25 protein-coding genes are annotated in these 26,362 nt (G+C 69.0%); 5 read left to right on the top strand and 20 right to left on the bottom strand.

All coding sequences use genetic code 11. The features are described from left to right. Positions 1–7: 7 nt before the first annotated feature. From N4G63_RS23165 to N4G63_RS23130, 8 genes are all read right to left on the bottom strand, one after another. Positions 8–883 carry a hypothetical protein gene (locus N4G63_RS23165; protein ID WP_314600371.1) on the bottom strand — a complete coding sequence of 292 codons (876 nt, stop codon included), beginning with the start codon at positions 881–883 and terminating at the stop codon, positions 8–10. A gap of 7 nt (positions 884–890) precedes the next feature. Further along, the gene (gene bfr / locus N4G63_RS23160) at positions 891–1,358 is read right to left on the bottom strand and encodes a bacterioferritin (RefSeq protein ID WP_314600370.1); all 468 of its coding nucleotides are present in this window, start codon (positions 1,356–1,358) and stop codon (positions 891–893) included. A gap of 181 nt (positions 1,359–1,539) precedes the next feature. Continuing rightward, a complete protein-coding gene (locus N4G63_RS23155) occupies positions 1,540–2,697 on the bottom strand; it encodes a tripartite tricarboxylate transporter substrate-binding protein (RefSeq protein ID WP_260789985.1) in 1,158 nt (385 codons plus the stop codon). Next, complete coding sequence (locus N4G63_RS23150) at positions 2,694–3,602, bottom strand: HpcH/HpaI aldolase/citrate lyase family protein (RefSeq protein ID WP_260789984.1); 909 nt, start codon at positions 3,600–3,602, stop codon at positions 2,694–2,696. The genes N4G63_RS23155 and N4G63_RS23150 overlap by 4 nt, the downstream gene beginning before the upstream one ends. 5 nt (positions 3,603–3,607) lie before the next feature. Then, on the bottom strand, positions 3,608–4,966 hold the full coding sequence (locus N4G63_RS23145; protein WP_260789983.1) for an MmgE/PrpD family protein: 1,359 nt from the start codon (positions 4,964–4,966) through the stop codon (positions 3,608–3,610). A gap of 53 nt (positions 4,967–5,019) precedes the next feature. Then, positions 5,020–6,201, bottom strand: coding sequence for a CaiB/BaiF CoA transferase family protein (locus N4G63_RS23140; protein WP_314600369.1), 1,182 nt, complete (start codon positions 6,199–6,201; stop codon positions 5,020–5,022). Continuing rightward, positions 6,201–7,364, bottom strand: coding sequence for an acyl-CoA dehydrogenase family protein (locus N4G63_RS23135; protein WP_260789981.1), 1,164 nt, complete (start codon positions 7,362–7,364; stop codon positions 6,201–6,203). The genes N4G63_RS23140 and N4G63_RS23135 overlap by 1 nt, the downstream gene beginning before the upstream one ends. A 24-nt stretch (positions 7,365–7,388) precedes the next feature. Next, positions 7,389–8,273 (bottom strand): HTD2 family dehydratase, encoded by an 885-nt coding sequence (locus tag N4G63_RS23130; RefSeq protein ID WP_260789980.1) that lies wholly within the window; start codon positions 8,271–8,273, stop codon positions 7,389–7,391. 244 nt (positions 8,274–8,517) lie between these two features. Between N4G63_RS23130 and N4G63_RS23125 the strand changes: the two genes are divergently transcribed. From N4G63_RS23125 to N4G63_RS23115, 3 genes are all read left to right on the top strand, one after another. Continuing rightward, positions 8,518–9,651, top strand: coding sequence for a zinc-dependent alcohol dehydrogenase family protein (locus N4G63_RS23125; protein WP_260789979.1), 1,134 nt, complete (start codon positions 8,518–8,520; stop codon positions 9,649–9,651). Positions 9,652–9,857: 206 nt separating this feature from the next. Further along, on the top strand, positions 9,858–10,835 hold the full coding sequence (locus tag N4G63_RS23120) for a cyclase family protein (RefSeq protein WP_260789978.1): 978 nt from the start codon (positions 9,858–9,860) through the stop codon (positions 10,833–10,835). A gap of 17 nt (positions 10,836–10,852) precedes the next feature. Continuing rightward, the gene (locus N4G63_RS23115; RefSeq protein WP_260789977.1) at positions 10,853–11,707 is read left to right on the top strand and encodes a hypothetical protein; all 855 of its coding nucleotides are present in this window, start codon (positions 10,853–10,855) and stop codon (positions 11,705–11,707) included. A gap of 201 nt (positions 11,708–11,908) precedes the next feature. On the opposite strand, the gene N4G63_RS23110 is transcribed toward N4G63_RS23115, so the two are convergent. Beyond that, on the bottom strand, positions 11,909–12,325 hold the full coding sequence (locus tag N4G63_RS23110; protein ID WP_260789976.1) for an SRPBCC domain-containing protein: 417 nt from the start codon (positions 12,323–12,325) through the stop codon (positions 11,909–11,911). 314 nt (positions 12,326–12,639) lie between these two features. On the opposite strand from N4G63_RS23110, the gene N4G63_RS23105 reads away from it, so the two are divergent. Next, positions 12,640–13,440, top strand: coding sequence for a DUF8198 family protein (locus N4G63_RS23105; protein ID WP_260789975.1), 801 nt, complete (start codon positions 12,640–12,642; stop codon positions 13,438–13,440). A gap of 126 nt (positions 13,441–13,566) precedes the next feature. Here the strand turns inward: N4G63_RS23105 and N4G63_RS23100 are convergent, their stop codons facing one another. From N4G63_RS23100 to N4G63_RS23090, 3 genes are all read right to left on the bottom strand, one after another. Beyond that, positions 13,567–14,403, bottom strand: coding sequence for a crotonase/enoyl-CoA hydratase family protein (locus tag N4G63_RS23100; protein WP_314600368.1), 837 nt, complete (start codon positions 14,401–14,403; stop codon positions 13,567–13,569). A gap of 317 nt (positions 14,404–14,720) precedes the next feature. Beyond that, a complete protein-coding gene (locus N4G63_RS23095; RefSeq protein WP_314600367.1) occupies positions 14,721–14,915 on the bottom strand; it encodes a hypothetical protein in 195 nt (64 codons plus the stop codon). Next, the gene (locus tag N4G63_RS23090) at positions 14,896–15,501 is read right to left on the bottom strand and encodes a GNAT family N-acetyltransferase (protein WP_314600366.1); all 606 of its coding nucleotides are present in this window, start codon (positions 15,499–15,501) and stop codon (positions 14,896–14,898) included. The genes N4G63_RS23095 and N4G63_RS23090 overlap by 20 nt, the downstream gene beginning before the upstream one ends. 78 nt (positions 15,502–15,579) lie before the next feature. Here N4G63_RS23090 and N4G63_RS23085 point away from each other — a divergent pair, with 78 nt between their 5' ends. Further along, positions 15,580–16,341 carry an aldolase gene (locus N4G63_RS23085; RefSeq protein ID WP_260789973.1) on the top strand — a complete coding sequence of 254 codons (762 nt, stop codon included), beginning with the start codon at positions 15,580–15,582 and terminating at the stop codon, positions 16,339–16,341. Between the two features lie 38 nt (positions 16,342–16,379). Here the strand turns inward: N4G63_RS23085 and N4G63_RS23080 are convergent, their stop codons facing one another. From N4G63_RS23080 to N4G63_RS23045, 8 genes are all read right to left on the bottom strand, one after another. Beyond that, positions 16,380–17,333: an IS1595 family transposase gene (locus tag N4G63_RS23080; RefSeq protein ID WP_260789972.1), complete on the bottom strand. Its 954-nt coding sequence runs from the start codon at positions 17,331–17,333 to the stop codon at positions 16,380–16,382. A gap of 322 nt (positions 17,334–17,655) precedes the next feature. Beyond that, positions 17,656–19,128, bottom strand: a complete 1,473-nt coding sequence (locus N4G63_RS23075; RefSeq protein WP_260789971.1) for a P-loop ATPase, Sll1717 family — start codon at positions 19,126–19,128, stop codon at positions 17,656–17,658. Between the two features lie 210 nt (positions 19,129–19,338). Next, the gene (dacB, locus tag N4G63_RS23070; protein WP_260789970.1) at positions 19,339–20,985 is read right to left on the bottom strand and encodes a D-alanyl-D-alanine carboxypeptidase/D-alanyl-D-alanine endopeptidase; all 1,647 of its coding nucleotides are present in this window, start codon (positions 20,983–20,985) and stop codon (positions 19,339–19,341) included. Continuing rightward, a complete protein-coding gene (locus N4G63_RS23065; RefSeq protein ID WP_260789969.1) occupies positions 20,982–21,797 on the bottom strand; it encodes an ABC transporter ATP-binding protein in 816 nt (271 codons plus the stop codon). The genes dacB and N4G63_RS23065 overlap by 4 nt, the downstream gene beginning before the upstream one ends. Further along, positions 21,794–22,651: an ABC transporter ATP-binding protein gene (locus N4G63_RS23060; RefSeq protein WP_260789968.1), complete on the bottom strand. Its 858-nt coding sequence runs from the start codon at positions 22,649–22,651 to the stop codon at positions 21,794–21,796. The genes N4G63_RS23065 and N4G63_RS23060 overlap by 4 nt, the downstream gene beginning before the upstream one ends. After that, on the bottom strand, positions 22,648–23,562 hold the full coding sequence (gene nikC, locus N4G63_RS23055; RefSeq protein ID WP_260789967.1) for a nickel transporter permease: 915 nt from the start codon (positions 23,560–23,562) through the stop codon (positions 22,648–22,650). The genes N4G63_RS23060 and nikC overlap by 4 nt, the downstream gene beginning before the upstream one ends. Next, complete coding sequence (locus tag N4G63_RS23050) at positions 23,559–24,578, bottom strand: ABC transporter permease (RefSeq protein WP_260789966.1); 1,020 nt, start codon at positions 24,576–24,578, stop codon at positions 23,559–23,561. The genes nikC and N4G63_RS23050 overlap by 4 nt, the downstream gene beginning before the upstream one ends. Beyond that, the gene (locus N4G63_RS23045) at positions 24,579–26,222 is read right to left on the bottom strand and encodes an ABC transporter substrate-binding protein (RefSeq protein WP_260789965.1); all 1,644 of its coding nucleotides are present in this window, start codon (positions 26,220–26,222) and stop codon (positions 24,579–24,581) included. Positions 26,223–26,362: the final 140 nt, after the last annotated feature.

Raw genomic sequence — 26,362 nt, 5'->3', positions numbered from 1 at the left:
TGAGAGGCTAGGCAGTGCCAGCGCCCAGCGCCGCCGCACCGTGGGCCAGCAGGCGCTGCACGGCCTGGCCGTACAGCGCATCAAAACCCGGCCGCTGCGCCGGCGGCGTGGCGTTGCGCAGAAAGTGGCACAGGTTGGCCGCGGCCGGCGGCGTGTGGCTGTGCTGCAGCGTGGCGGCCAGCAGGGCCTGGCCCGCGGCCAGGCCGGGCCGCTGGGCGCCCGCCAGCCCAGGCTCCTGGGCACCCGCCAGCCCGGCCCCCTGGGCACCCGCCAACCCGGCCCCCTGGGCAATGGCCTGCATCTGCGCCAGCGTGAACAGGCCCACGCCCTCGATCACCTGCAGCGGCCGCTCGCGGCCCAGCGCGGCCAGCAGCGCGGGGCCCAGCGCGGTGCGTGGCACCGGCCCGGCGGGCGCGCTGCGCAAGGCCTGCTCGCAGGCTGCGCGGTAGTCGGCCAGCACCGGGTCACCGGCCTCGAAGCCCATCAGCGCGTTGTTGATGCCATGCTGCGGCGGGCCGGCCCGGCCCAGGCGATCCACCGGCAGGAACAGCTCGCGCGCAAAGCCGTGGCCCTGCCCGGCCGGCCAGCGCAGGCGCGCCGGCTCGAACACCAGCACATCGGCATCGGCCCACAGCACACGGTCGGCGCCGTCGGCCAGCGCGCGCTCGGCCCACAGCAGCCGGCACAGGTCGGTCAGGGCATAGACGTTGCCGGCGCAGCGCTGGCGCGCCCAGTCGGGCGCCAGGTCGAAGAAGGCGTCGTCCATGAAGCACCACTGCCAGCCCTGCTGCTGTGCCCAGCCACGCACGCTGTGCAGGCAGGCCTGCAGCCAGGGCGGAACATCGTGGCTGCGAAACGACTGCAGAACCTGGGTGAGCGCCACCGGGCGGTCAGGCCAGCTGGCTTTGCAGGTAGTTCTGCAGGCCGGTCATCTGGATCAGGCGCAGCTGCTGCTCCAGCCAGTGGGCGTGGTCCTGCTCGGTGTCCACCAGCATCGGCAGCAGCACCTCGCGGGTGACGAAGTCGCGCTCGGTCTCGCACAGCGCGATCACCTCGCGCAGGTGCTGCACCACCGACAGCTCGACCGCCAGGTCGTTGGCAAAGATCGACGGCAGGTCGTGGCCCACGGTCAGCGCGGCCGGCGTCATCCGCGGCGTGCCCTCGAGCATCAGGATGCGCTTGATCAGCGCGCTGGCGTGCTCGGTCTCGTCGTCCATCTCGTGGCTGATGCGGTCGGCGGCCTTCTCCAGGCCCCATTCGCGCAGCATGCGCGAGTGGATGAAGTACTGGTCACGCGCGGCCAGTTCATAGACCAGCAGCGAGTTCAGGGCGTCGAGGATGGCGGGTTGGCCTTGCATTGTTTCTCCGGGTTGAGGCGCAAGCGGCGCAGCGCGGCTGCGGCGCGCGGTGCCGAAGTGTCGCGCAGAACCGGTGTCCGACGGGCCTGCCCGGATCAGGCGCCGCGTGCGCCGGGCGGCCGCCGCCCGGGGGCGCTGGCGGGGCGGCCGCCGGGCCGCTGGCGCGCGCGCGGCTGAGCCTTCAATCGGCGTACTGTCCCGCCGAGCGGATCAGCGCGCCCCACTTGTCGATCTCGGGCTTGAGCCAGCTGCGCAGGCCCTCGGGCGTCTGCTTGGCCTCGGGCACGATCTCGGCGCCCAGCTCGCCCATGCGCTGCACGATGGCCGGGTCTTTCAGCGCGGCACGCAGCGCGGTGCCAAAGCGCTCGATCAGCGCCGGCGGTGTGCCCTTGGGCGCGTACACGCCATGCCACACCTTGACCTCGAAACCCTTGAGCCCGGCCTCGTCCAGCGTGGGCGTGTCGGGCAGCGCGCGGATGCGCTCGCGGGTGGTCACGCCGTAGAGCTTCACGTTGCCGGCCTTGATGTGCTGCAGGGTCTGCGTGGTCTGGTCGCACAGGATGTCGACCTGGCCGCCCAGCAGCGCGTTCATGGCCGGCGCCGTGCCCTGGAACGGGATGCTGTTGAGCTCGGTGTCCACCATCTTCTGCAGCAGCATGCCGCACAGCTGGCTTACCGCCCCCAGCCCGGCATGGGCCAGCGAGAGCTTGTTGCCCTGGGCCTTGATGTAGGCCACCAGCTCGGGCGCCGTGCGCGGCGGCAGGTCCTTGCGGGCCAGCAGGGTCATGGGCACATCCACCACCTGGCCCACGTACTCGAAATCGGTCAGCGGGTTGAAGGCCAGCTTGCGGTACAGGCCCGGCGCGGTGGCCATGCCGTTGTGGTGGATCAGGAAGGTGTAGCCGTCGGGCGCGGCCTTGGCCAGATGGCCCGAGGCCAGCGTGCCGCCGGCACCGGTCTTGTTCTCGATCAGCACGCTCTGGCCCAGGCTCCTGGCCATCACCGCGCCGAGTGCGCGCGCCACCACATCGGTGGGCCCGCCAGCGGCAAAGGGCACCAGCAGCGTGATGCTGCGGCTGGGGTAGGCCGTCGCCTGCGCCGGGGCGGCTTGCGCACGCACCGGCTGCGGCAGGCCGGCCACGGCCAGCGCCGCGGCACCCAGCACCAGGGCCAGCGCGCTGCGTAGGCGCCGGCGCGGCGCGGCGGCGCGCAGGGCCAGCGGCGGGCTGGCGGCTGGCGTCAAGGGCATGGCCTGCGGCGGGGCCTGCCGGCCCATCTGCCGTGTGACTTGCCGTGTGACTTGCCGTGTGTCTTGCGGGGTGACTGGCGGCTTGATCATGGTGCTTGTCTCCTGGTGTTGTCGCCGGCTCCCAACGCCGGCTGTTGCGGGGGGCTGCACACTCCATCGGCCGCCTCGCGCACGATGGCCTCGGCACGCAGCAGCACCGGCTTGTCGACCATGCGGCCGTCCACGGCCACCGCGCCGCCGCCGGCCGCGGCTGCTGCCGCCAGCACCCGCTGCGCCCAGGCCAGCTCGGCGGCCGCCGGCCGCAGCCCGGCACGCACCGCGGCCACCTGGCGCGGGTGGATGCACAGCTTGGCGCCGAAACCCAGGCGGCGCGCGCGCGCCACATCGCCGGCCAGGCGTTCGGCATCGTCGAGCGCGGTGCTCACGCCGTCGATCGGTGCGGCGATGCCGGCCAGGCGCGAGGCCAGCACCAGCGCCAGCCGCCAGGGCAGCAGCTCGTCCTCGGTGGCCTCACGCAGGCCCAGATCCACCTGCAGATCGAGGCTGCCAAAGGCCAGGCGGCACACGCCCGGCGTGGCGGCCAGGCTGTTCACCGCGGCCAGGCCGGCCGCGCTTTCGATCAGTGCAATCACCGGCAGCGCGCGGCCACGGCCGCCGGCCGCCACCACCCGGGCCACGGCCGCGGGCGTTTCGGCCTTGGGCAGCATCAGGGCCTGCACCGCCGGATGCGCGGCCAGCGCCAGATCGGCCTCGAACCAGGGCGTGGCGGCGGCATTGCAGCGCAGCACGATGGCGGGCACCGCCGCGGCCGCGGCCGGCAGGCTGGCCGGCCGGGCATCCAGCCAGGTGGCCAGCGCCGCGCGCGCCGCCGCCTTGGCCGCGGGCGCCACGGCGTCTTCCAGGTCGATGATCACCGCCTCGGCGCCGGCGGCCAGGGCCTTGTCAAAACGCTCGGGCCGGTCGGCCGGCACGAACAGGTAGCTGCGCGGGTGCATGCCGCTCACCCCAGCAGGCGCTGCACCACCGGCCAGTCGGCCATGCCCCAGATGCGCTGGATCAGCGCCTGCATCTCGGCCGGGCTGGCCGCGTCGCGGTAGGCGGCCAGGCGCAGCGCCTTGCCTTCGAGCTCGGCGCGGCTGAGGGTGTTGCCGGGGTCGCCCTTGGGCTCGTCCACGCGGCCGTCCAGCACGCGGCCATCGCCGGTGTGCACCCGCACCTTGCCGATCCAGCGCGCCGGGTAGGCGCGGTCGACCTCGGCGTCCAGCGTCATGCTCACGCGCTGGCAGAAGTCCACCGTGGCCGGGTCGTTGTAGTGCGCGTCAAACTCGCCCAGGCCGGCGTAGCCATGCAGCGCCGCCAGCGCCAGCACCGTGCCCATCGAGAACTTGCTCTGGTGCACGGTCTGCGGATCCACCACCGGGCCCAGCACGTCGATGGCGCCCTGATGCACCAGCGTCTGCACCCGCGTGATCTGCTCGGGCCGCAGGCCGTGGGCGTTCATCACTGCCAGCAGCGCATCGGCGGCCGGATGGGTGTGGCGGCACGAGGCGTGGTACTTGAACGAGGTCTCGGCCGTGGCCCAGCGCGTGCCCAGGCCATCGGTCAGGCGCGCCGGGTCGCTGTCGCTGCTCATGCCGGCGGCCAGGCCCTGCGCGCCGTCGAGGATGCGCTGCGCGCCGGTAAAGCCGTCGGCCGCCAGGCAGGCCGCGGCCAGCCCGGTGTGCGCGGCATGCGCGGTGTGCAGCTGCTTGCTGTCGGCCGCGGTGCGCAAAAACTCCCACAGCCCCGCGGCCTGGGTGCCGGCCGAGCCCAGCGCATGGCCCATCTGCTCGGGCGTGAGCCGCAGCAGATGGCCCACGGCCGCGGCCGCGGCCAGCGAGCCGGCGGTGCCGGTGGTGTGAAAGATGCGGTAGTGCGAGCGGCCCAGGAACTCGCCCACGCGGATGCCCACCTCATAACCCGCCACGCTGGCGGCCAGCAGATCGGCGCCCGAGCGGCCCAGCGACTGCGCCATGGCCAGCGCCGGCGCAAACACCACCGCGGCCGGGTGGAACACCGAGCCGTTGTGCACATCGTCCTGCTCGGCCACATGCGAGGCGGCGGCATTGATCGCGGCCGCCACCAGCGGGCTGCTGCCGCAACGGTGGATCAGCACCTCCGACGGGCCGCTGGCCGGCCCCTGCGACTGCCAGAACCGGGCGATGCTTTCCACCGGCCGCGAGCCCTTGCCGGCCAGCGTGGAGCCGGCCCAGTCGAGCATCAGGTCTTCGGTGCGGCGCAGCACCGGAGCCGGCACATCGGCCAGGCGCAGTGTGGCGGCAAAGGTGGCCAGGGTCTGGCCGGGATGGGTGGCGCTCATGGGCGGTCTGTCTCTCGGGGTTCAGGGGCGGTGCGCGCGGGCACCGGGGGGGTTCACACCGTGCCGGCCCGGCGCAGCGCGGCAATCGCCTCGGGCGTGTAGCCCAGGCCCTGCAGCACGGCGTCGGTGTGCTGGCCCAGCGCCGGCACGGCGTCCATGCGCGCCTGGGTGCAGCCCGGCGGCAGCAGAGCCGGCACCGGGCCGGCCGGGGTGTCCACCTGGGCCCAGCGCTGGCGGGCCTGCAGCTGCGGATGCGCCCACAGGTCGGCCATGCTGTTGACCTGGGCGTTGGCGATGCCGGCTTCGTCCAGCCGCGCCAGCACCTGTGCGGCCGTCATCGCCGCAAAGGCCTGCTCGATCAGCGCCTTCAGCGCCGCGCGCGCGGCCGAGCGGCGCGCGGTGGTGTTGAAGCGCTCGTCGGTGGCCAGCGTGGCGTCGCCCAGCAGCTGCTCGCAAAAGGCCTGCCACTCGCGCTCGTTCTGCAGGCCCAGCATCACGGTCTTGCCGTCGCCGGTGGCAAAGGGGCCGTAGGGGTAGATGGTGGCGTGCGCCGCGCCGGCCCGCGGCGGTGGTGGCGCGCCCTCGAAGGCGTAGTACAGCGGGTAGCCCATCCACTCGCCCATGGCCTCGAGCATCGACACATCGAGGTGCTTGCCGCGCCCGCTGCGGCCACGCTCGATCAGTGCGTTGAGGATGCCGGTGTAGGCGTACATGCCGGCGGCGATGTCGGCGATGGAGCAGCCGGCCTTGGCCATCTCGGCATCGCTGCCGGTGATCGACAAGAAGCCCGACTCGCTCTGGATCAGCAGGTCGTACGCTTTCTTGTCGCGATAGGGGCCGGTCTTGTCTTCGTCATTGCCATAGCCAGAGATGTCGCAGACGATCAGCTTCGGGTACTGCGCGCTCAGCGCCTCGTAGCCCAGGCCCATGCGCGCCGCGGCGCCGGGGGCCAGGTTCTGCACCAGCACGTCGGCGCCGGCCAGCAGCCGGTGCAGCACCTCGTCGGCCACCGGCGCCTTGAGGTCGAGCGTGAGGCTTTCCTTGCTGCGGTTGGTCCACACGAAATGCGAGGCCAGGCCCTTCACCCGCTCGTCGTAGCCGCGCGCGAAGTCGCCCACGCCGGGGCGCTCGATCTTGATCACGCGCGCGCCCTGGTCGGCCAGCTGGCGGGTGCAGAAAGGCGCCGCGATGGCGTGCTCCAGCGTGACGACGGTGATGCCTTCGAGGGGGAGCATCAGAACGACCTCGGCAGACCCAGCACGTGTTCCGCCACGTAGCTGTAGATCATGTTGGTGCTGATCGGCGCCACCTGGTACAGCCGGGTTTCGCGGAACTTGCGCTCGATGTCGTATTCGCAGGCGAAGCCGAAGCCGCCATGGGTCTGGAGGCAGGCATTGGCCGCCTCCCAGCTGGCCTTGGCCGCCAGGTACTTGGCCATGTTGGCGGCCGCACCGGCGTTCTGGTGCGCGTCGATCTGCGCGCAGGCCTTCCAGCGCATCAGGTTGGCGGCCTCCAGCTCGATGAAGGCGTCGGCGATCGGAAACTGCACGCCCTGGTTCTGGCCGATCGGCCGGCCGAACACCATGCGCTCCTTGGCGTACCTGGCGGCGCGGTCGATGAACCAGTAGCCGTCGCCGATGCACTCGGCGGCGATCAGCGTGCGCTCGGCGTTCAGGCCGTCGAGCAGGGTCTTGAAGCCCTTGCCCTCGGGGCCCAGCAGCGCGTCGTCGGGCAGCTCGAGGTTGTCGAAGAACAACTCGTTGGTCTCGTGGTTGACCATGTTCGGAATGGGCCGCACGGTGAGCCCGTTGCCGATGGCCGCCTTCAGGTCGACGATGAAGCAGCTCAGGCCCTCGGAGCGCTTGCTCACCTGATCCAGCGGCGTGGTGCGGGCCAGCAAAATCATCAGATCGCTGTGCTGGATGCGCGAGATCCAGACCTTCTGGCCGTTGACCACCCAGCGGTCGCTCTTCTTCACGGCCAGGGTCTTCAGCTTGGTGGTGTCGCTGCCGGTGCTGGGCTCGGTGACGCCCATGCTCTGCAGGCGCAGCTCACCGGCGGCGATCCGCGGCAGGTACTTCTGCTTCTGGGCTTCGCTGCCGCTGCGCACCACGGCGTTCATCACGTACATCTGGCCGTGGCAGGCGCCCGAGTTGCCGCCCGAGCGGTTGATCTCTTCCATGATCACCGAGGCCTCGGCCATGCCCAGCCCCGAGCCGCCGTACGCCTGGGGAATGAGCGCGGCCATCCAGCCGGCCTGGGTGAGCGCGTTGACAAAGGCCTCGGGGTAGCCGCGCTCGGCGTCGACCTTGCGGTGGTATTCGTCGGGAAACTCGGCGCACAGCGCGCGCACGGCGTCGCGGATCTCGGGAAAGCTGTTCTCGGGCGTGGTGGACATGGGGTCGGTGCGGAAGAAAGTGAATCAGGCCAGTTCGGCCGTGGCGCGCATGGCCAGGTGGCCTTGGTGATCGCGGGCCCACAGCGCATGGCGGTGCTCGGCGCCCTCGGCCTGCGGCTTGCCGCACACGGTGAAGGGGTGGATGTCGAACAGCGGCTTCAGCGCGGTGAAGGCAAAGCGCCTGACCCGCGCCTCGGGCTGCTGGCGGCGCAGCAGGTCGAGCAGCAGCGTGGCGATCAGCGGGCCGTGCACGATCAGGCCGGGGTAGCCCTCGACCTGGGTGACATAGGGCTGGTCGTAGTGGATGCGGTGGCCGTTGAAGGTGAGCGCCGAGTAGCGAAACAGCAGCACCGGATCGGGCGTGATGGCGCGCGAGAAGGCCTCATCGCCGGGCGCCACCTTGGGCGGCGGCGTGGGCGCGCCCGGCACGGGCGCTTCGCGGTAGACGATGTCGTGCTCTTCGCTCAGCGCCAGGCCCTGGGCATTGGTGAGCTCGTGCCGCACGGTCACGAACACCAGCGTGCCGCTGCGCCCGGCCTTGATGTCGACACTGAGGATGCGCGATTGCCGCGTGACCTCGTCGCCCACGCGCAGCGGGTGATGAAACTCGAGCCGGCCACCGGCCCACATGCGGCGCGGCAGCGGCACCGGCGGCAAGAAGCCGCCGCGCCTGGGGTGACCGTCGTCGCCCAGCTGCGAATGCGGCGCCATCGGCAGAAAAAACAGCCAGTGCCACAGCGGCGGCACGGTGCAGCCGGGCAGCGGCTCGGCGTCGTGGCGGTCGAGGGTGGCCGACAGCGCGGCCAGCGGCGCGGCCGAGATCCAGTCGGCGCGCTGTTCGGCGCGGCCGATCCAGTCCTTCAGGTGCAGCAGCTCGGCGGCGGGCGGTGTGGGGTCGGGCGTAGTCATGCGGCTGGCAGCGCCCAGGCCGGCGCCGCGCTCGGATGTTTTGTCGGGGCCCGAGCATGACCGCAGCGCGCGCCACACGCCATTCGTAAAGCGGGAAGCGCGCCTTTTGCCGGCCTTAACGGCGCGGCGCGGCGTGGCATCGCGTGGCACCCGCGGCCGCTTGGCGCCAGCCGGCCCCGGGCTGCGCCCGATGCGCCCGCTGCGCCGGCCTTCTAGACTGGGCCGAACCACCGGAGTGCCCCGCATGAAGATCCGCGCCGCCGTGCTCGAAACCATCGGCCTGCCCGCCCCGTATGCCGACAGCCGGCCGCTGAAGATCCGCGAGCTTGAACTCGATCCACCCGGCCACGGCGAGGTGCTGGTGCGCCTGCGCGCCGCGGGGCTGTGCCACTCCGACCTGTCGGTGATCTCGGGCGACCGACCGCGGCCGGTGCCGATGGCCCTGGGTCATGAATCGGCGGGCGAGGTGCTGGCCTGCGGGCCCGGGGTCACCCGTCTGCAGCCGGGCGACCGGGTGGTGCTGGTGTTCATGCCCAGCTGCGGCGGCTGCCTGCCCTGCCAGGAAGGCCGGCCGGCCCTGTGCGAGCCCGGCGCCGCGGCCAATGGCGCCGGCACCCTGCTGGGCGGCGGCCGGCGTCTGCACCTGGCGGGCCAGCCGGTGCACCACCACGTGGGCGTGAGCTGCTTTGCCGACCATGCCGTGGTGTCGCAGCGCTCGTGCATTGCACTGCCCGACAGCGCAGCCAGCCTGAGCTGGGCCGAAGCCTCGCTGTTCGGCTGCGCGGTGCTCACCGGTGTGGGCGCGGTCATCAACACCGCGCGCGTGCAGGCCGGCAGCACGGCCGCGGTGCTGGGCCTGGGCGGGGTGGGCTTCTCGGCGCTGCTGGCGGCGGTGGCCTCGGGGGCGCGCGAGGTGGTGGCGCTGGACCTCAGCGAGGCCAAGCTGGCGCTGGCGCGCGAACTGGGCGCCACCGCCACCGTGAACGCCAGCGCCCCCGACGCCGCCGAGCAGGTGCGCGCCCTCACGCGCGGCGGCGTCGACTACGCCTTCGAGATGGCCGGCGCCATCCCGGCCATGGAGCTGGCCTGGGCCATCACGCGCCGCGGTGGCAGCACCATCAGCGCCGGCCTGCCCCACCCCGACCGCCGCTTTGCCCTGCCACCGGTGCAGCTGGTGGCCGAAGAGCGCACCCTGCGCGGCAGCTACATCGGCTCGGCCGTGCCGGCCCGCGACATTCCGCGCTATGTGCAGATGTACCAGCGTGGCCAGCTGCCGGTGAACCGCCTGATGGGCGAGACCCTGACGCTGGACGACATCAACCGCGGCTTCGACCGCCTGGCCACCGGCCAGGCCATGCGCGACGTGGTGCTGCTCTGACACCCTTGCCGCAACGGCCTGACGCCTGGGCGACAAGCGCGTTCCGGACTAACCCGCCCTTCAGCAAAAAAGCAACCCGCAAGAGGCGCGGGCAGACGATCATCCGCGCCGGGTGGCGTGCGCCGGCCAAGCAGATTTCCGACGAGGAGACACGCCGCCGCCCAGGCCTGCTGCCCGTGCCGGACCTCGTTGCACAAGGAGTCGACATGCAAGTGGATGCATCGAAGAAGCGAGTGGGGGTGTCATGGCTGGGTGCCGCGCTGGCCGCGGCCGGGCTGCTGGTGGCCGGTGCCGCCCAGGCCCAGGCCCAGCCCGACTGGTGCAAGAGCAAGTGGGGCCCCAACGACGAGATCGGCGCCGCCAACCTGCTGAGCCCCGAGCTGGCGCTGGCCGCGGCCAAGCTGGTGAAGACCGGCAAGGTCTACCGCCTGGGCGTCGAGACCAACAGCAAGACGCCGGCCTTCGGCCCGCGCAGCTGGGCGCTGGTGATCAACCAGCCGGCGCAGGTGGGCGGCGTGGGTCTGGGACACACCAAGACCAACTACAACGACGACATCTACATGGGCTATGTGGGCACCGGCACCCAGCTCGACGGCCTGGGCCACATCGGCATCGACAACGTCTACTACAACTGCAACAAGAACAGCGACTTCGTGCAGGCCAACGGCCTGACCAAGCTGGGCATCGAGAAGGTGCCCAACTTCGTCACCCGCGGCGTGGTGCTCGACATGGCCGCCTACTACGGCAAGAACCCGGTGCCCGAAGGCACGGCCTTCAACCGCAAGGAGATCGACGAGCAGGCCAAGCGCCAGGGCATCGAGATCCGCAAGGGCGACGTGGTGCTGTTCTACACCGGCTGGCTGAGCCTGGTGGGCAAGGACGACAAGCGCTACATCAGCGGCGAGCCGGGCGTGGGCAAGGACGGCGCCGAATACCTGGTTAGCAAGAACGTGCTGGCCGTGGGGGCCGACACCTGGGGCATGGAAGCCGTGCCCTTCGAGAAGGGCGTGGGCGTGTTCGAGGTGCACCAGATCCTGATCCCGAAAAACGGCATCTACATCCTGGAGAACATCGACACCGAGGCCCTGGTCAAGGACAAGGCCTGGGAGTTCATGTTCGTGCTGGGCCAGAGCCGCATGACCGGCGGCGTGCAGGCCATCATCAACCCGACGGCCATCCGCTGAGCGTGGTGCAGCGCGCGGTGCGGTCCGTCAGCGGCTGGCAGCAACTGGGCGCAGCCGCCGGCCTGCTGCTGGCCGCCGCGCCGCTGCAGGCCCACCCGCACGGCGCGCTCGATTGCGCGCTGGGCATCGTGGCCCAGGCCCAGCCCGATGCCAGCGCAGCGCCGCAGCTGGCCTGGCTGGATCTGCGGCTGACGCTCGACCCGGCCTCGTCGCAGGCCCTGCTGCCGCGCCTGCCGGTTCAAGGCCAGCCACCACCGGCCGATGCCAGCACCGCGCGCCAGGCGGTGGTGCTGGCGCAAACCCTGGCCGGGCTGTTTCGCCAGAGCGGCTGGATGCTGCAGCTGCAGCCTGCGGCCGCCCCCGGCGTGGCAGCGCCGGGCCCGGGTGCGCCCACCGAACCGCGCGCCCTGAACACCGCCAACAGCGCGAGCGCAGACGGGGCACCCAACGCCCCGCCTGCCCCACCCGCGCTGCCCGCCCCGCCCACCTTGCCCGCGCTGCAAGACCCCGATCCCCCCCGTTACAGCCAGGCCGCCGACGGCCGTCTGCAGGTGCATGTGCGCCTGCGGCCCGCCGCCGACGCGCCGCCCATCCCGCTGGATGGCCTGGCCCTGAGCTGCCGCGACCCGGTGTGGTACTGGCTCACCGGCTTTACCGGTGCCCAGGCCGTGGCCCTGGCCGTTGCAGAGCCCAACACGCCATCGGCGCGGCCATGCCGCGCCGAGCTGGGTGCGCTGCTGCACCAGGGAGAGCAGGCCCAGGCCCTGCAGGCCGCCGCCCGCCAGGCCGGCGCGCCGGGTGCCGATCAAATGCCCGAGGCCCTGCGCCAGCGCAACGATCAGCGCGCCACCAGCCTGCGCCTGGCCTGCTGAGCGGGCGGCCCGCCGCTCAAGGCGGCGCCTTGTTGAGCCGGGGCGCTGTCAGCGGCACACGACGGGATCAAGAAGGCCTGCCGCTGGCCGGCTGCCGGCGCGGCCTGGTACAGCGCATCAACCGCCACTGCCCGCGGCCAGCAGCCTGCCCACGACTGCGCCGGCACCAGCCCGGTGTGCAGCACGAGGTGCAGCGCCAGATCATGACGCGGCCAGCTGGCCGGTCACATGGCACTTGAAGTTGTCGAGAATGGCCTGCCAGCCGCTGCGCTGCTGCTCTTCGGAGTGCGTCGGCTCGCCGTCAAAGGTGACGGTGACGGTCACCCCCGCGGGCCCGGGCACAAACTCCACCACCCCGGCGCGCTCGCCAAACACATAGGCCAGGCGCTGCAGCGGGATCACCTCGGTGTACTGGCCAGCAAAGTCAAATCCGAAGGAGCCGTCCTTGGCCTCCATGCGCGAGCTGAACAGGCCGCCCGGCCGCAGATCCACCGTGGCGGCGGTGGTGTGCCAGTCGGGCGAGGCGGTGTTCCAGACCTTGATGTCCTCGGGCGTGGTGTAGGCCTGCCACACGGCATGGATGGGTGCGGCAACCAGGGTGGAGACGGTGATCTTCATGACAGCCTCAAACGGTGGGTGAAACAGTGGGGGGAGCAGTGGTGGCGCAGTGGGTGCAACAGTGGGTGCAAGCGCTGCGCCAGATGCGGGCGGGCCAGCGCCGGCAGCGCCCCCAACAGGCACCGTCAAAACAGTATGCATCGCGCTGTGCCTGCCGCCGGCGCGGGGCCACGCGGCCGTGCGCCATGGGTATGCTGGCAAGATGAAGCCGCCATCGGCGCCAGCCCGCCCCGTCTACCACCTTACCGCCCGGCCACCCGACCACCCGGCCACCCGCAGGCCATGGCCGCCAGGCGCTGTCTGAAGCCCTCTGAATGAGCACATCGCCCCGAGCCCAGGCCATCCTGGATCGTCTGCAGGCCGTGGCCGCGCTGGGCCAGCGCCGGCGCGGCGGCCCGCAAGGCGACAGCACCGCGGCTGCCGGCGCGCCCTGGCTGGCGCCCTTGAAGGCCTACCAGGCCGCACGCTTCGAGCGCAGCTATGCCGACCTGCTGGACGGCCACGTGGCCGGCGGCCGCTATGCGCCTGGCGCGCGCTTCTTTCTGCGCGAGCTGTACGGCCCTCAAGACTTCAGCGCCCGCGACGCGCAATTTGCCCGCGTGGTGCCCACGCTGGTGCGCCTGTTTCCGGCCGCGCTGGTGGACACCGTGGCCGAGCTGGTGGAGTTGCACGCGATGAGCGAGCAGCTCGACGACGCGATGGCCCGGCACCTGGCTCAGCATCAGGCCCAGGCCGGCCCGCCGCCCGGCACGGCGGTGCCCACGCTGAGCGCCCCCGTCTACATCGGCGCCTGGCAGGCCGTGGGCCAGCCCGAGGCGCGCGAGCGCCAGATCACGCTCACCCTGCACATGATGGCCGCGCTGGAGCAGCACACCCGCCACCGCCTGCTGCGCGTGGGCCTGCGCGCCATGCGCAGCGCCGCGCAGGCCGCCGGGCTGGGCGCGCTGCAGAACTTTCTGGAGTCGGGTTTCGAAACCTTTGGCGCGATGGGCGACACCCGCCCGTTCCAGGCCCTGGTGGCCGAGCGCGAGCGGGCGCTGGCCGCGGCGCTGTTCAACGCCCCGCTGACGGGCGCTGCGGGGCAAGGCGATCCGGCCTTGCAGTGGCTGCCTTGAACCGAGGGTGGCCATCGGCCATCACAGGCCCGTGGCCGACCTGGCAGGTGGTGGTGCTGGCAGGCGGTGGTGCTGGCGCTGCGCCACGAGCGGCAGCAGGGCTACGCCGGCATCGGCGCCTGAAGCTCAACCCAGCGGCGGCGCAATCGGCGGCAGATCCGCGAACTCAGGCACCTGCTTCTTCTGCTGCGCCGCGATGGCGCGCTCGATGTCGGCGGGGTCGAACACCCCGGGCTGCAGCGCGTTCATGTAGGCAAAGCTCTCGGCCACCGAGTGGTCACGGCTGTAGCTGATCATCTCCTTGCTGGCGGCCACGGCCACCGGCGCGCGCTGGGCAATGCGCTGGGCCACGGCCAGCGCACCGGCCACGGTGGCGGCGGCATCGTCGAACAGGCCGTTGACGAAGCCCAGCCGCTCGGCGCGCTCGGCGCCCAGGCGGTCGCCCGTGTAGGCCAGCTCGCGCATCACCGCATCGGGGATCAGCTTGGGCATGCGGTTCATCGTGCCCACGTCGGCCATCATGCCGATGTTGATCTCGTGGATGCAGAACCAGGCCTCGCGGCTGGCATAGCGCAGGCAGCAGGCACTGACCAGATCCACCCCGCCGCCGATGCAGCCGCCCTGCACCGCCGCGATGACCGGAAAGCGCACCTCGGCAATGGCATTGAAGCTGCCCTGCAGCTGCCGCAGCTGGTGGCGGAACTGCTCACGCGCGCGCACATCCACCGTGCCCAGCGTGCCGGCATTGGCAAACACGCCCAGGTCCATGCCCGCGGTGAAGTTCTTGCCCTCTGACGACAGCACGGCCGCGCGCACATTGCCGGCCGCATCCAACGCGCGGAACAGCTGCGGAATCTCGGACCAGAAGGCCGCCGTCATCGCGTTGTGGCGCTGCGGCTGGTTCATGCGGATGTGCGCGACCGCGCCATCCATCGTCACGTCGAAGCAGGTCCATTGGCTCATGGTGAAGGCGGTCGAGGTGCTGGGGTGGCGGAGGCTGGCATTGTGGCCAGCGGCACGCCGCTGCGCTGTGCCGGCCTTGACACCCTGTCTGTTCGGTCTACTTGTTCTTCAGCTTGCCCTTTGGCGCGATCGATGTCATTGGCGCAATTGGCCTGGTAGAAGTCGACGATGATTCCTTTGGGGGGGCACTGTCCTTCTTGGGTTTCTTCGTCATCTTGTTGCTGCGTTGTTCACCCTTGGCCATGCGTCACTCCTTTTCGAGGCGATCAATGTAGCGCAGGGGCGCAGCCCGTCGGCTCAGGCGTTGCGCATCTTGCTCAGCAGGGGTGCCGGCATGCGCGAAGCGCCTTCGGCATCAGCAGCGCCAGCGCGGGCTGGCTGGGCGACGCATCCAGGTAGCGGAACTCGTAGACCGAGGTCTTCAGCAACTGGCCGGCGCGGATCTGGCTGCCGATGGATACATCGAGCGCGCGGGTGCGCTCGGGCAGGCCGTCATCCAGGTTGGCGAGCATCGCCGTGGCCAGCGGGGGTGCTGCTGCCCACCTGCGCGGCCCACTCGTCGCGCGTGATGCGGTACAGGCAATGCATGCGCAGCGGGTGCCCTTCCGGCACGCCAGGGTGCTCGAAATCCTGCCCTGTGTCGCGCATGCCGATGCGTGCCATCACCGCTCGCGACGGTGCATTGCCCAGCGCCGTGAACGACACCACCTCGGCCAGGCCCAGCTGCTCGAAGCCCACCCGCAGGCAGGCGCGCGCGCCCTCGCTGGCCAGGCCCTGGCCCCAGAACCTGCGGGCCAGCCGCCAGCCGATCTCCACGCACGGCGAGAACGGCAGCACCCGCCGCGGCACCGACAGCCCGATGAATCCGATGAACTCGCCCGTGGCCTTCAGTTCCACCGCCCAGTTGCTCCAGCCCTGCTGCGCAAACTGGCCCATCCACAGGTCGATGCTGGCTTGTGTCTGGTCGACGGTTTGTGTGGACGGGAAGTGGCGCATCACCTCGGGGTCGGCGTTCAGCGCCGCGAACGGGGCCAAGTGATCGGGCCGCCAGGGCAGCAGGCGCAGGCGGGGCGTGTCGAGGTGGATGGGTGTGGGCATGGTGCGGCGAGCTTAGCGACGGATCGGCGACCCGAGAATGCACCGATGGTGAACCGCCATGCACTCCCGCCCTGACCCATGACGCTGACCGTCTCCACCGCATTCCACGCCACTGACGCCCAAGCGGCCGACGACTACCACCGCGACGACATCCGCCGCCTGCGGGAAGACCTGGCCCTGGCCCTGCGCGCCGCCGCCCACCATGGCCTGGCCGAAGGCGTGTGCAACCACTTCAGCGTGGAACTGCCAGGCGGCGATGGCCGCTTTTTGCTGAACCCGCGCGGCCTGCTGTGGCAGGAGATCCAGGCCGACGACATCGTGATGGTGGACGCCGTCGGCCAGCGCCTGGCCGGCCGTCACCCGGTGGAACCCACGGCCATGTTCATCCACGCCGCCGTGCACCGCATCTGCCGCAAGGCCTGCGTGCTGCACACCCACATGCCCTACGCCACCGCGCTGACGCTGACCACCGCCCGCGCGCTGGACACCACGCTGTCACAAGGCGCCATGCGCTTCCACGGCCGCACCGCCATCGACGCGCATTACAACGGCCTGGCGCTTGATAACACGGAGGGTGAGCGCATCGCCCGCGCAATGGGCAGCGCCGACATCGCCTTCCTGGGCAACCACGGCGTGGTGGTGTGCGGCGAGCGCGTCGACTACGCGTATGACGACCTGTACTACCTGGAGCGGGCCTGCCAAGCGCAGGTGCTGGCCTTGTCGACGGGGCTGGGTTTGGCGCCGGTGGATGCGGGCTTGGCGGCGACGGTGGCGGGGCAGGTGCAGGGGGAGAGGGAGCAGTCGGTTTTGTTCTTTGAGGCGTTGCGGCGGATAGTTTGAGCGTCATAAATCTATATCGCGTCCATCGGACGACCTGATTAGTCATGAACCTCAGCCCCGCCCCTGATCTGCCGCTCGCGGGTTGGCGAGTTGGTTGCTGCGTGGCCGATCAGGTCGGTGAGCAGTGTGCGCAGATCGAAGCGCCGGTTGAACCGGTAGGCGAAGGCTCCCAGGCATTGGCTGGCGTACTTGCCGAACTTGAAGTGCTTGTGCGCGCCGTTGATCAGGGTCTTGAGATTGCCCAGCACGGTGTTGACCCACTTGAATTGGGGCAGCTCGCGCGGCAGGCGGCGGCCGACCACGACGTACGAGTGCGCACAGCCAGCGTCGATCACGCCAACAAAGCACGACAGGCCGTCGCTGCGCACGTCACAGCCCGGCGTCAGATTCGTGCGCGCCCAGGCAGTGATGGCCTCGTTCGTAAATGCCGCCACCGCATTGAGCTTGACTCGCAGTGGATAGCCAAGGTCATTGGTGGAGACGGCAGCGACGATGGGTACCTTGTTGGGCGAACCACGACCACCAACCCCGGCGCGCTCGCCACCCAGGTAGGCGTCGTCGACCTGCACCGAGCCCGTGAGCGGCTGTTCGCTGTCGCGCAATGCCATGGTTTTCATCAGCTTCTGGTGGATCAGCCAGGCAGTACGGTAGCTGGTGCCCAGAGGACGCATGAGCGCGAGTGCCGACAGCCCGGTCTTGTCCTGGCTGAGCAGGAAGATGGCCATAAACCAGGTCGTCAGCGGCAGCTTGGTGCTGTCCATGACCGTGCCTGCGGTCAGAGAAGTCTGGTGGCGGCAGGCTTGGCACTGAAACAACTTGCGAGCGCCATGGCCGACGACGTAGTGCTCGGCCGACGAACAGCGCGGGTAGCGAAAGCCCTGAGGCCAGCGCATCGCCTTAACCGTCTCGGCGCACTGCGCCTCGGTGCCGTAGCGCGAGAAGAACTCGGCCATCGACACGCCAGGCTGGAACTGGACTCGGTTCATCGGCATCGCGCTGGCCCTCCTGTGAATGAGGTACAGCCTACGGGGCCAGTAGCTCATTGGATGAGTCTGGCTGAGCTTGGTGACGAATCAGGTCGGACGATAGCTATGAGCACTGATGACGGCGCACAGTAATTTAACTTGTCCAATTGAGTTCCGCGCAGCCTTCAAGTGAACATGTGCAGTAATCCGAACTGCCGGGGAGCTACTGCCTCGTTAGACGGTCTTGGGCCTAACTTTCCCGGATGCAGCGAGAATCAATCGACTCTGCCGATTTGGATGAGCGTGCACCCAATGATTTTCTATATTCAAAATATTCATCGCCATCAAATTATGAAAACGCCTTTCCTTGTGTGACTCGTAGGTAAGGTCGATATATAAAGGGGATTTTAAAAATACCCTCGTCTCGAGCGGCGCGCTGCTCAAAAAAACCTACGACTACCAGCTCGGCAGCGATCCTCTTAGTTTCATCCAGACTCTTTCCCCAAAGACCAGCGAGTGTTTCGAGACTTTGTTCGGCTTTGTTGCCATCTAGCCCTTGAATAAATGGCTTTAGATGCGGGTTCTCTGCGAAAAGATTCTGCTCCGCCTTTACCCTCGAGACTTCAAGCGTCGCGCTTTTAATTGATGAGCGGCTGAAGAGATTGGGCGATTCAACCTTTCGCGCACCAATGGACATTAACTCCTTCTCGCAAACAATGATTTCGTTGTGAAAATGTATAACCTCTCGCGGCGCTGCATTGGCAAGCCCGTCCCGAACACGGTTTAATATCCAGTCAAACGTATCAGATTGCTTCTCGCCAATATCAACTTGTTCTGGGAATATTTTGTAATACAGTGATCGTTGTTCGGCGTGGCTACGTTCAACAACATCAGGGTTAACCGAGTATTCCCTGGTTATATCTGGATTTTTGATTGCGCGTAGGATAATTAAGTTCAAGAGACTTTGGGGTGACCAGTCTATTGTTGTTGTTCTGGTTATGTGGCTGGATTCGCGAAATCCTTCGTCAGTAATTCGCTTCCAAATATCGTCTCGAAGAAATATCTTTAGCGATATCGCTTCCAGATCCTCGATGTCGCGATACGTCTTAAACAACGCACGGAGCGCATTTTTCTCTAATCCGGCGTCTTGGTCAAAGGCCACATCCAGTCGGTCAAAGAGCACCCAATATCTCAATCCTCTGTCAGTCAGGTATTCATTGAGGATTTCAAGAAGCTCGTCGACCGAAACATATCCAAGTCTGTGATTCTCTGCGGTTGGTGTCCGAAACGTGATTTTTCCTGTTACGAGTGATCCATCCGGTGCTGCGCCGCCCTCAAAGGATTCAACGTTAATAATGCGACGAGCAAACGCCATTGCGGAATTAACGAGCCTCTTCAGGGTGTTTTTTTCTTGAATTAGGCCCGCTTCCACTAATTTATTTTTTACGTCTGCTGCTTTGCCTGCGCAATTTTCGGTCTCCTGTAGCTGTTGTATTATTAGCTGGCAGATGTATATTTTCCAAAGGGTGACGAACTCAACCTCTGTGGTTGGCGGCGAATTCTTGATCTCCGAGAAGACCGTTTGGCCCACAGGCTTTTCGGCGGAAATTAGCGTCGTTCCTTCCTGCCTCAATAGATCCGATTCTTTGAATAAGAGTGTATAGAGTGCACTCTTCCCCGCACCCTTTGCACCGAAAATTATGTCAGCCTTACCGGATCTAACCTTTTCCCAGTGTTCTGTCTTAATAAAGTAGGCAGATAGGTCTTGGGATTCGTTTTCGGCGACTCGGTCTCCGAATGTTATGCTTAAGGCGTCACTCATTGGCTTCCTTTCGGGTTAATTTAAGAATTTCAAGAACTAATTTAGTTTGACGAATCGCGAACGAAGAGTTCTCAAAGCCAAAAATCGCATTCTTCGAATACCGGTCAAGTCACGTTAAGTCGAGCGCGATCAATCGGCTTGCTTATCGAGCAGACTGGGCAATCTTGCAACAGCAGTTCGAGAGGGCTTGGGACTGATCCAGATGTCACATTAGCCAGGTGGTTGGTGATGCACGACCCAGTTGATCACCGCGTCGAGTACTTGTCTGCCATGTCCTGCCTCGGCTTGATTGATTACTCCCATCAGAACCCAGTAATTCCCAACTTTATCCGGTACCACCCCCGCCAACGCCACCACATTCCTCAACGTCCCCGTCTTCAACCGCGCCACCCCCTTGGCCGGGCTGTCGGTCAAGCGCCGCCGCATCGTCCCGTCCTCCCCCGCCACCGGCAGGCTCATCAGCAGTTCATTCGCGCGGCGGCCTGACAGCGCCACCTGCAGCGCCTGGGCCATCTGCGTGGCGCTGATGCGCTCGCTGCGGCTGAGGCCCGAACCGTTGTCCATCACCAGGCCGGTGGCGTCGATGCCCTGATCCTTGAACCAGGCCCGCACGCGCTGATCAGCACGCTCTGCGGTGGCGATGGGGGCATCACCGGCCGCAACTGGCGCATCGCCCGGCCGGGGCAGGCCGAGTGACAGGTACAGCAGCCGCGCAAAGGCGTTGTCGCTGCGTTTGTTCATCGTGCGCAGCAGTTCGCCCCAGGGGTGAGCCACGCGGCGGAAGATCAGGCGGGCCTGGGGCGATTGCGATGCGGCGGCGTCTTGCGCCGTGCCTTCGCGCACGCGGCCGCGCCAGGTGCCGCCCAGGCTTTCCCACACCAGGCGCAGCTGCGCTTCGGCCAGGCGGTTGCGTTCCATCAGCTGCAGTTGCGGCGTCACGGCGCAGCCGCGGGGAAAGCCGCCTTGCAGGCGCACGCGCACGCTGCCGTCGGGCTGTGGCGTGGCCTCGGGTGTGCGCCAGCCGTGTTCGTCCCATTCGCGGCAGGGGGCGTCGATGGGGTGCAGCTGAGTGGTGTCGAGCGTGATGCCGGGCAGCGGGGGGTTGAGCCGGGCCGCCACGGTGGCCTGGGGGCCGCTGCCGGCCTCGATCACCAGGCCGGCCAGGCTGCCGTTGAGGTTCAGCGCGTCGGGGATGACGTTGTAGGCGAACTCGGGTGTCTCGTCGAAGGGCGGCAGGCCGATGTCGGGGCGCGGCGGGTTGAACAGGGTGCGGTCGAGCACGATGTCGCCGGCGATCTCGCGCACGCCGCTCACTTGGCCATTTGGGCCGTTGGTGCCCCAGCGCAAGGCCGAAAGCAGTTGCCACAGCTCGGGCAGGCCCAGCTCGGGGTCGGCACCGCCGCGCAGCACCAGGTCGCCTTGCAGCACCTCGCCCTGCTGGGGTGCGGCCGAGCGCAGCTCGGTGAAGCCGCGGTGCTCGGGGCCCAGCACGTCCAGCGCCACGATGCTGGTGATCAGCTTCATGGCCGAGCCGGGCTGCATCAGCCGGTCGGCGTTGACGCTCAGCAGCGGCGGGCCGAGGGTGGCGCGGTCGATCTTCTGGCCGGGCCAGGGGGCGGGCACCACCAGCACCGAGAGGCTGTCGGCCGGCAGGCCGGCCTCGGCCAGCGCGGCCAGCACCGGCGGCGGCAGCTGGGTGAGCGTGGTGCGCTGCGGCGTGGCGCAGCCTGAGAGCGCCAGCACCAGGGCGATGGCCAGCGAGGTGATAGCGGACAGGCTGAGCGTGCGATGGCGTTGGGGCATGGGGCGTGTGACGATGGGCTGGGCCAAGGCGGGGGCAATGGTGAGCTCGCTCATGCGCCCTGCTCTTCTGCGGCGGCCGGCTTGCGCACAAAGCCCTGCGCCGCCGCCAGCAGCGCCTGCGTGGCCGGGGCGCTCACGCGGCGGGCGGCCAGGTCTTGCGCGGTCAGTTGTTCGACGATGCGGCCGCGCTCCATCACCAGCAGGCGCTGGCACAAATGGGTCACCACGGCCAGGTCGTGGCTCACCATCAGGTAGCTCAGGCCGCGGCGCTGGCGCAGGCTGTCCAGCAGGTTCAGCACCTCGGCCTGCACCGAGGCATCCAGCGCCGAGGTGGGTTCGTCCAGCAGCAGCACGCGCGGCTCGAGGATCAGCGCGCGGGCAATCGCCACGCGCTGGCGCTGGCCGCCCGAGAGCTGGTGCGGGTAGCGAAAGCGAAAGCCGCCACCACTGGCCTCGCCCAGGCCCACCTCGTCCAGCGCACGGGCGATGCGCGCCTCGGCATCGGGCACGCGGTGGATGGCCAGCGGCTCGGCCAGTTGCCGGTCCACCGTCTGGCGCGGGTGGAGCGAGCCGAACGGATCTTGAAACACCATCTGCACGCAGCGGCGAAAGGCCAGGCTGCCCGGCGCCGGCAGCGCGGCGCCGGCCGGCCCGTCGGCCTGCAGTTGCACCTGCCCGGCGCTGCGCGGGGCCAGGCCGCAGATGGCGCGCAGCACCGTGCTCTTGCCCGAGCCGCTGCCGCCCACCAGGCCCAGGGCTTCGCCGGGGGCCAGCGTGAAGCCCACCTCGCTCAGCGCGGTGAAGGCGCCGTAGCGCACGGTCAGGCCCTGAACGCTCAGGCCGATGGCGGCGGGGGTGTCGCTCATGCCAGCCATTCGGGTTTGCGGTCCAAGACGGGCAGCGGATGCCGTGGCGCATCGATCTGCGGCAGGCAGTTCAGCAGGCCCTGGGTGTAGGGGTGGGTGGCCTCGTGCAGGCGGCCGCTGTCCAGCGTCTCCACCACGCGGCCGGCATACATCACCAAAACGCGGTCGCAAAAGCTGCTCACCAGGCGCAGGTCATGCGAGATGAACACCAGGCCCATGCCGCGCTCGCGCACCAGGCCGTCCAGGATGCCCAGCACCTCGAGCTGCACCGTGACATCGAGCGCCGAGGTGGGCTCGTCGGCGATCAGCAGCTCGGGCCCGGCGATCAGCATCATGGCGATCATGGCGCGCTGGCCCATGCCGCCCGACACCTCGTGCGGATACAGGCCGGCCACGCGCGCGGGGTCGTCGATGCGCACGGCCTCCAGCGCGGCCAGCATGCGGCGCTGGGCCTCGCTGCGGCCCACCGTGGGCTGGTGGGCACGCAGGGTTTCGGTGATCTGCGCGCCCAGGGTCATCACCGGGTTCAGGCTGAACTTGGGGTCTTGCAGCACCATGGCGATGCGCCCGCCCCGCAGCGCGCGGCGCTGTGCCGGCGGGCAGCTGAGCAGGTCGATGCCGTCAAAGCGCAAAGCATCGGCCGTCACCTGGCCGCCGGGCGCGGTGAGGCCCAGGATGGCGCGGCCGGTCTGGCTCTTGCCCGAGCCCGATTCGCCCACGATGCCCAGCCGCTCGCGGCCGAGCGAGAAGCTCACGCCGCGCACCACCTCGCGAAGACCCGGATCGGCACCCTGGCGCTGCGAGTAGGCCACGCGCAGGTTGTGCACGGTCAGCAGCGGTTCATGCGTGCTCATTGATCACCCTTGGGGTCGAGCGCATCGCGCAGCCCATCGCCCAGCAGGTTGAACCCCAGGCTCACGATGAAGATCGCCGCGCCGGGGGCGGCCGCCACCCACCACTGGTCGAGCACAAACTGCCGGCCGGTGGCGATCATCGCGCCCCACTCGGGCTGCGGCGGCTGCGCGCCCAGGCCCAGAAAGCCCAGGCCCGCGGCGGTGAGGATCACGCCGGCCATGTCCAGCGTCACGCGCACGATCACACTCGGCAGGCACAGCGGCACGATGTGGCGCAGCACCACGCGCGCGGGGCTGGCGCCCAGCAGGCGCACAGCGGCGATGTAGTCACTCTGCGCCACCACCAGGGTCTCGGCCCGGGCGATGCGGGCATAGGCCGGCCAAGACACGATGCTGATCGCCAGGATGGCATTGCCGATGCCCGGCCCCAGCGCGGCCACAAAGGCCAGCGCCAGGATCAGCTTGGGAAACGACAGAAAGATGTCTGTGACGCGCATCAGCACCGCATCCACCCAGCCGCCGGCATAGCCCGCCACCGTGCCCACCAGCAGGCCGATGGGCGCGGCCAGCACCGCCACCAGGCTCACCACGGCCAGCGTGATGCGCGCGCCGTGCAGCAGCCGCGCGGCAATGTCGCGGCCCTGGTCGTCGGTGCCCAGCCAGTGCGTGGCATTGGGGGCCTGCAGGCGCTGGGTGAGCTCGCCCGCGGTGGCCGAGTGGCTGGCCAGCCAGGGCGCCAGCGCCGCCAGCAGCACCAGCCCGATCACGATGGCCAGGCCCAGCAGCGCCAGCCGGTTGCGCGCAAAGCCGCGCCAGGCCACATAGGCGCGGCCGAGCGCGGCCTGGCGGCGCGAGGCGGGGTGCTCGCTCAGCAGCCAGGTGTGCAGGCGGGGTGAGGCGCTGCGGCTCATCGGGCGCGCGTTCTCGGGTCGAGCACGCGGTACAGCAGATCGCTCAGCAGGTTCAGCGCGATGAACACCGTGCCCACCACCAGCGTGGCGCCCAGCACGGCGTTCATGTCGGCGTTCTGCAGGCTGTTGGTGAGGTACTGGCCCAGGCCGGGCCAGGCGAACACGGTCTCGGTCAGCACCGAGCCTTCCAGCAGGCCGGCGTAGCTGAGCGCGATCACCGTCACCAGCGGCACCATGGCATTGCGCAGCGCATGGCGCCAGATGATGCGCGCCTCGCTCAGGCCCTTGGCGCGGGCAGCCACGATGTACTCCTGCGCCAGCTCGTGCAGCATGAAGCTGCGCGTCATGCGCGCAATGTAGGCCAGCGAGAAGTAGCCCAGCAGCGAGGCCGGCAGCACCAGGTGGCCCAGCGCATTGCCAAAGGCCTCCCACTCGCCGGCCAGCGCCGCATCCACCAGCAGCAGGCCGCTGACCGTGGGCACGCTGAACTCGTAGGCCACGTCGATGCGGCCCGGGCCGCCCACCCAGCCCAGCTTGGCGTAGAACACCAGCAGCGCCATCAGCCCCAGCCAGAAGATGGGCACCGAGTAGCCCACCAGCGCCATCACGCGCACGGCCTGGTCGGCCCAGCCGCCACGGCGCACGGCGGCCCACACCCCCAGCGGAACGCCCAGGCCGGCACCGATCAGGATGCCGCAGGTGGCCAGCTCGAGCGTGGCCGGAAAGGTCTTGCGGATGTCCTCGGCCACCGGGCGGGCGGTGAGCACGCTGGTGCCCAGATCGCCGCTGAGTGCCTTGCGCACGTAGATGGCGAACTGCGTGGTCAGCGGCCGGTCCAGGCCCAGCTCAGCGCGCACACGCTGCACCACATGCTCGGGCGCGCGGTCGCCCACGATGGCGATCACCGGGTCGATCGGCATCACGCGGCCGATGAAGAAGGTGGCGGCCAGCAGGCCCAGGTAGGTGAGGGCCACCACGGCCGCAAAGCGCGCCGTGGCGGCCAGGCGCCCGATCACTTATTTCTTCGACACGTTGAACACGTAGTTGGTGTCGAAGGTGGGCCCGAGCTTCAGACCTTCCACGTTGCTGCGGTAAGCGGCCACCTCGGTCTGCTGGAACAGCACGATGAACGGGCTGCTCTTGCGGAACTCGGCCTGCATGGCCTGGTACATCTTGGCGCGCTTGGCGCCGTCACGCTCCAGCACCGCGGCATCGGCCTGGCCGGTCAGCGCGGGGATGTCCCAGGCATTGCGCCAGGCCAGCGGCTTGCTCTTGGCCTGGTCGCTGTTGTCGGGGTTGCGCACAAAGGTGTCGGCATTGGTGTGCGGGTCCCAGTAGTCGGCGCCCCAGGGGCCGATGTACATGTCGTGGCTGCGGGCACGGTACTTGGTGAGGGTCTGCTTGCCGTCGCCGGGCAGGATCTCGATGTCGATGCCGGCGCGCTTGGCGGTGGCCTGGAAGGCCTCGGCCATGCCCTGGATGGGCTGCACGCTGCGCACGTCCATGCTCAGCTTGAAGCCTTGCCCTAAGCCGGCCTTGGTCAGCAGGGCCTTGGCCTTGTCCACGTCCAGCTTGTAGGGGTTGTCCTTGGCGGCACCCAGCAGGCCTTGCGGCAGGAAGTTCTGGTGCACCACGCCGATGTTCTTCATCAGCGTGCTGCCGATGGCCTGGTAGTCCACCAGCCACTTCAGGGCCTCGCGCACCTCGGGCTTGGCCAGGTGGGGGTTCTTCTGGTTCAGGCCGATGTAGTAGACGGTGCCCTTGGGCGCGGCGGTCTGCTTCACGTCCTTGCTGGCCGCCAGGGCTTCCAGATCCTGCGGGCTGAGGTTGCGGGCCACGTCGATGTCGCCCTTCTCCAGCATCAGGCGCTGCGTGGCCGATTCCTTCACGTGGCGGTAGATCACGCGCGCCGGCTTGGCCTTGGCGCCGGCGTAGGCGTCGTTGCGCTCCAACGCCACCAGCTCGTTGGCGCGCCACTCGCGGATCTTGAGCGGCCCCGAGCCGGCGTAGTGCGTCTTCAGCCAGGCGGCGCCGAGGTCGCCATTGGCCTCGTTGGCCAGCACCAGCTTCTTGTCGACCACGCTGGCCACATTGGCCGTGAGGCAGTTGAGCACGAAGCTCGGCGCATAGGCCTTGTCGGTGGTGAGCGTGAGGGTCAAGGCGCCGCTGGCCTGGATGGCGGTCTTGACGTTGTCCTTGTTGAAGCCGAATTGGGTGAGGATGAAGGCCGGGTTCTTGTCGAGCAGCACCGCGCGCTGCAGCGACCACACCACGTCGTCGGCCGTCACCGGGTTGCCCGAGGCGAACCTGAGCCCGGGCTTCAACTCGAATCTGTAGGTCTTGCCATCGGCCGAGACCGTCCAGCCCTTGGCCAGGTCGCCCACCAGTTTGCTGGTGTCGTTGGCGTCCAGGCGCACCAGGCGGTCGTAGCTGTTGCCCATCAGCTCGCCGGCCGAGATCTCGAAGGCCTCGGCGGGGTCGAGCGTGATGATGTCGTCGAAGGCCAGCGCGATCACCAGCGTGTCTTTCGGCGTGGCGGCCAGCGCCGGGCCGGCGGCAAAGGGCAGGCTGGCGGCGATCAGCGTGGCCAGGCTGGCGGCGTGGATCGCACGGCGGCTCGGCGCAGCTTGGCGGGCGTGGCGGGGGGCGGCAAGGGTCATGCGTCGAGTCCTCCTGGGGTGTAAAACCATTCTATGCAGGGGTCGTGCCAGCCCGGGCCAGGGCATTGCCCAGGGTGATGGCCGGCGCTCATCCAGGCATCGGGGCCGCGCGCGGGTGCCGCGGCCGGGCAGCGCGCGGC

It is taken from the genome of Aquabacterium sp. OR-4, from assembly GCF_025290835.2.
Taxonomy (GTDB): domain Bacteria; phylum Pseudomonadota; class Gammaproteobacteria; order Burkholderiales; family Burkholderiaceae_C; genus Pseudaquabacterium.
The sequence above is the reverse complement of the archived record's forward strand: the minus strand, read 5'-3'. Positions and strand labels throughout refer to the sequence as shown.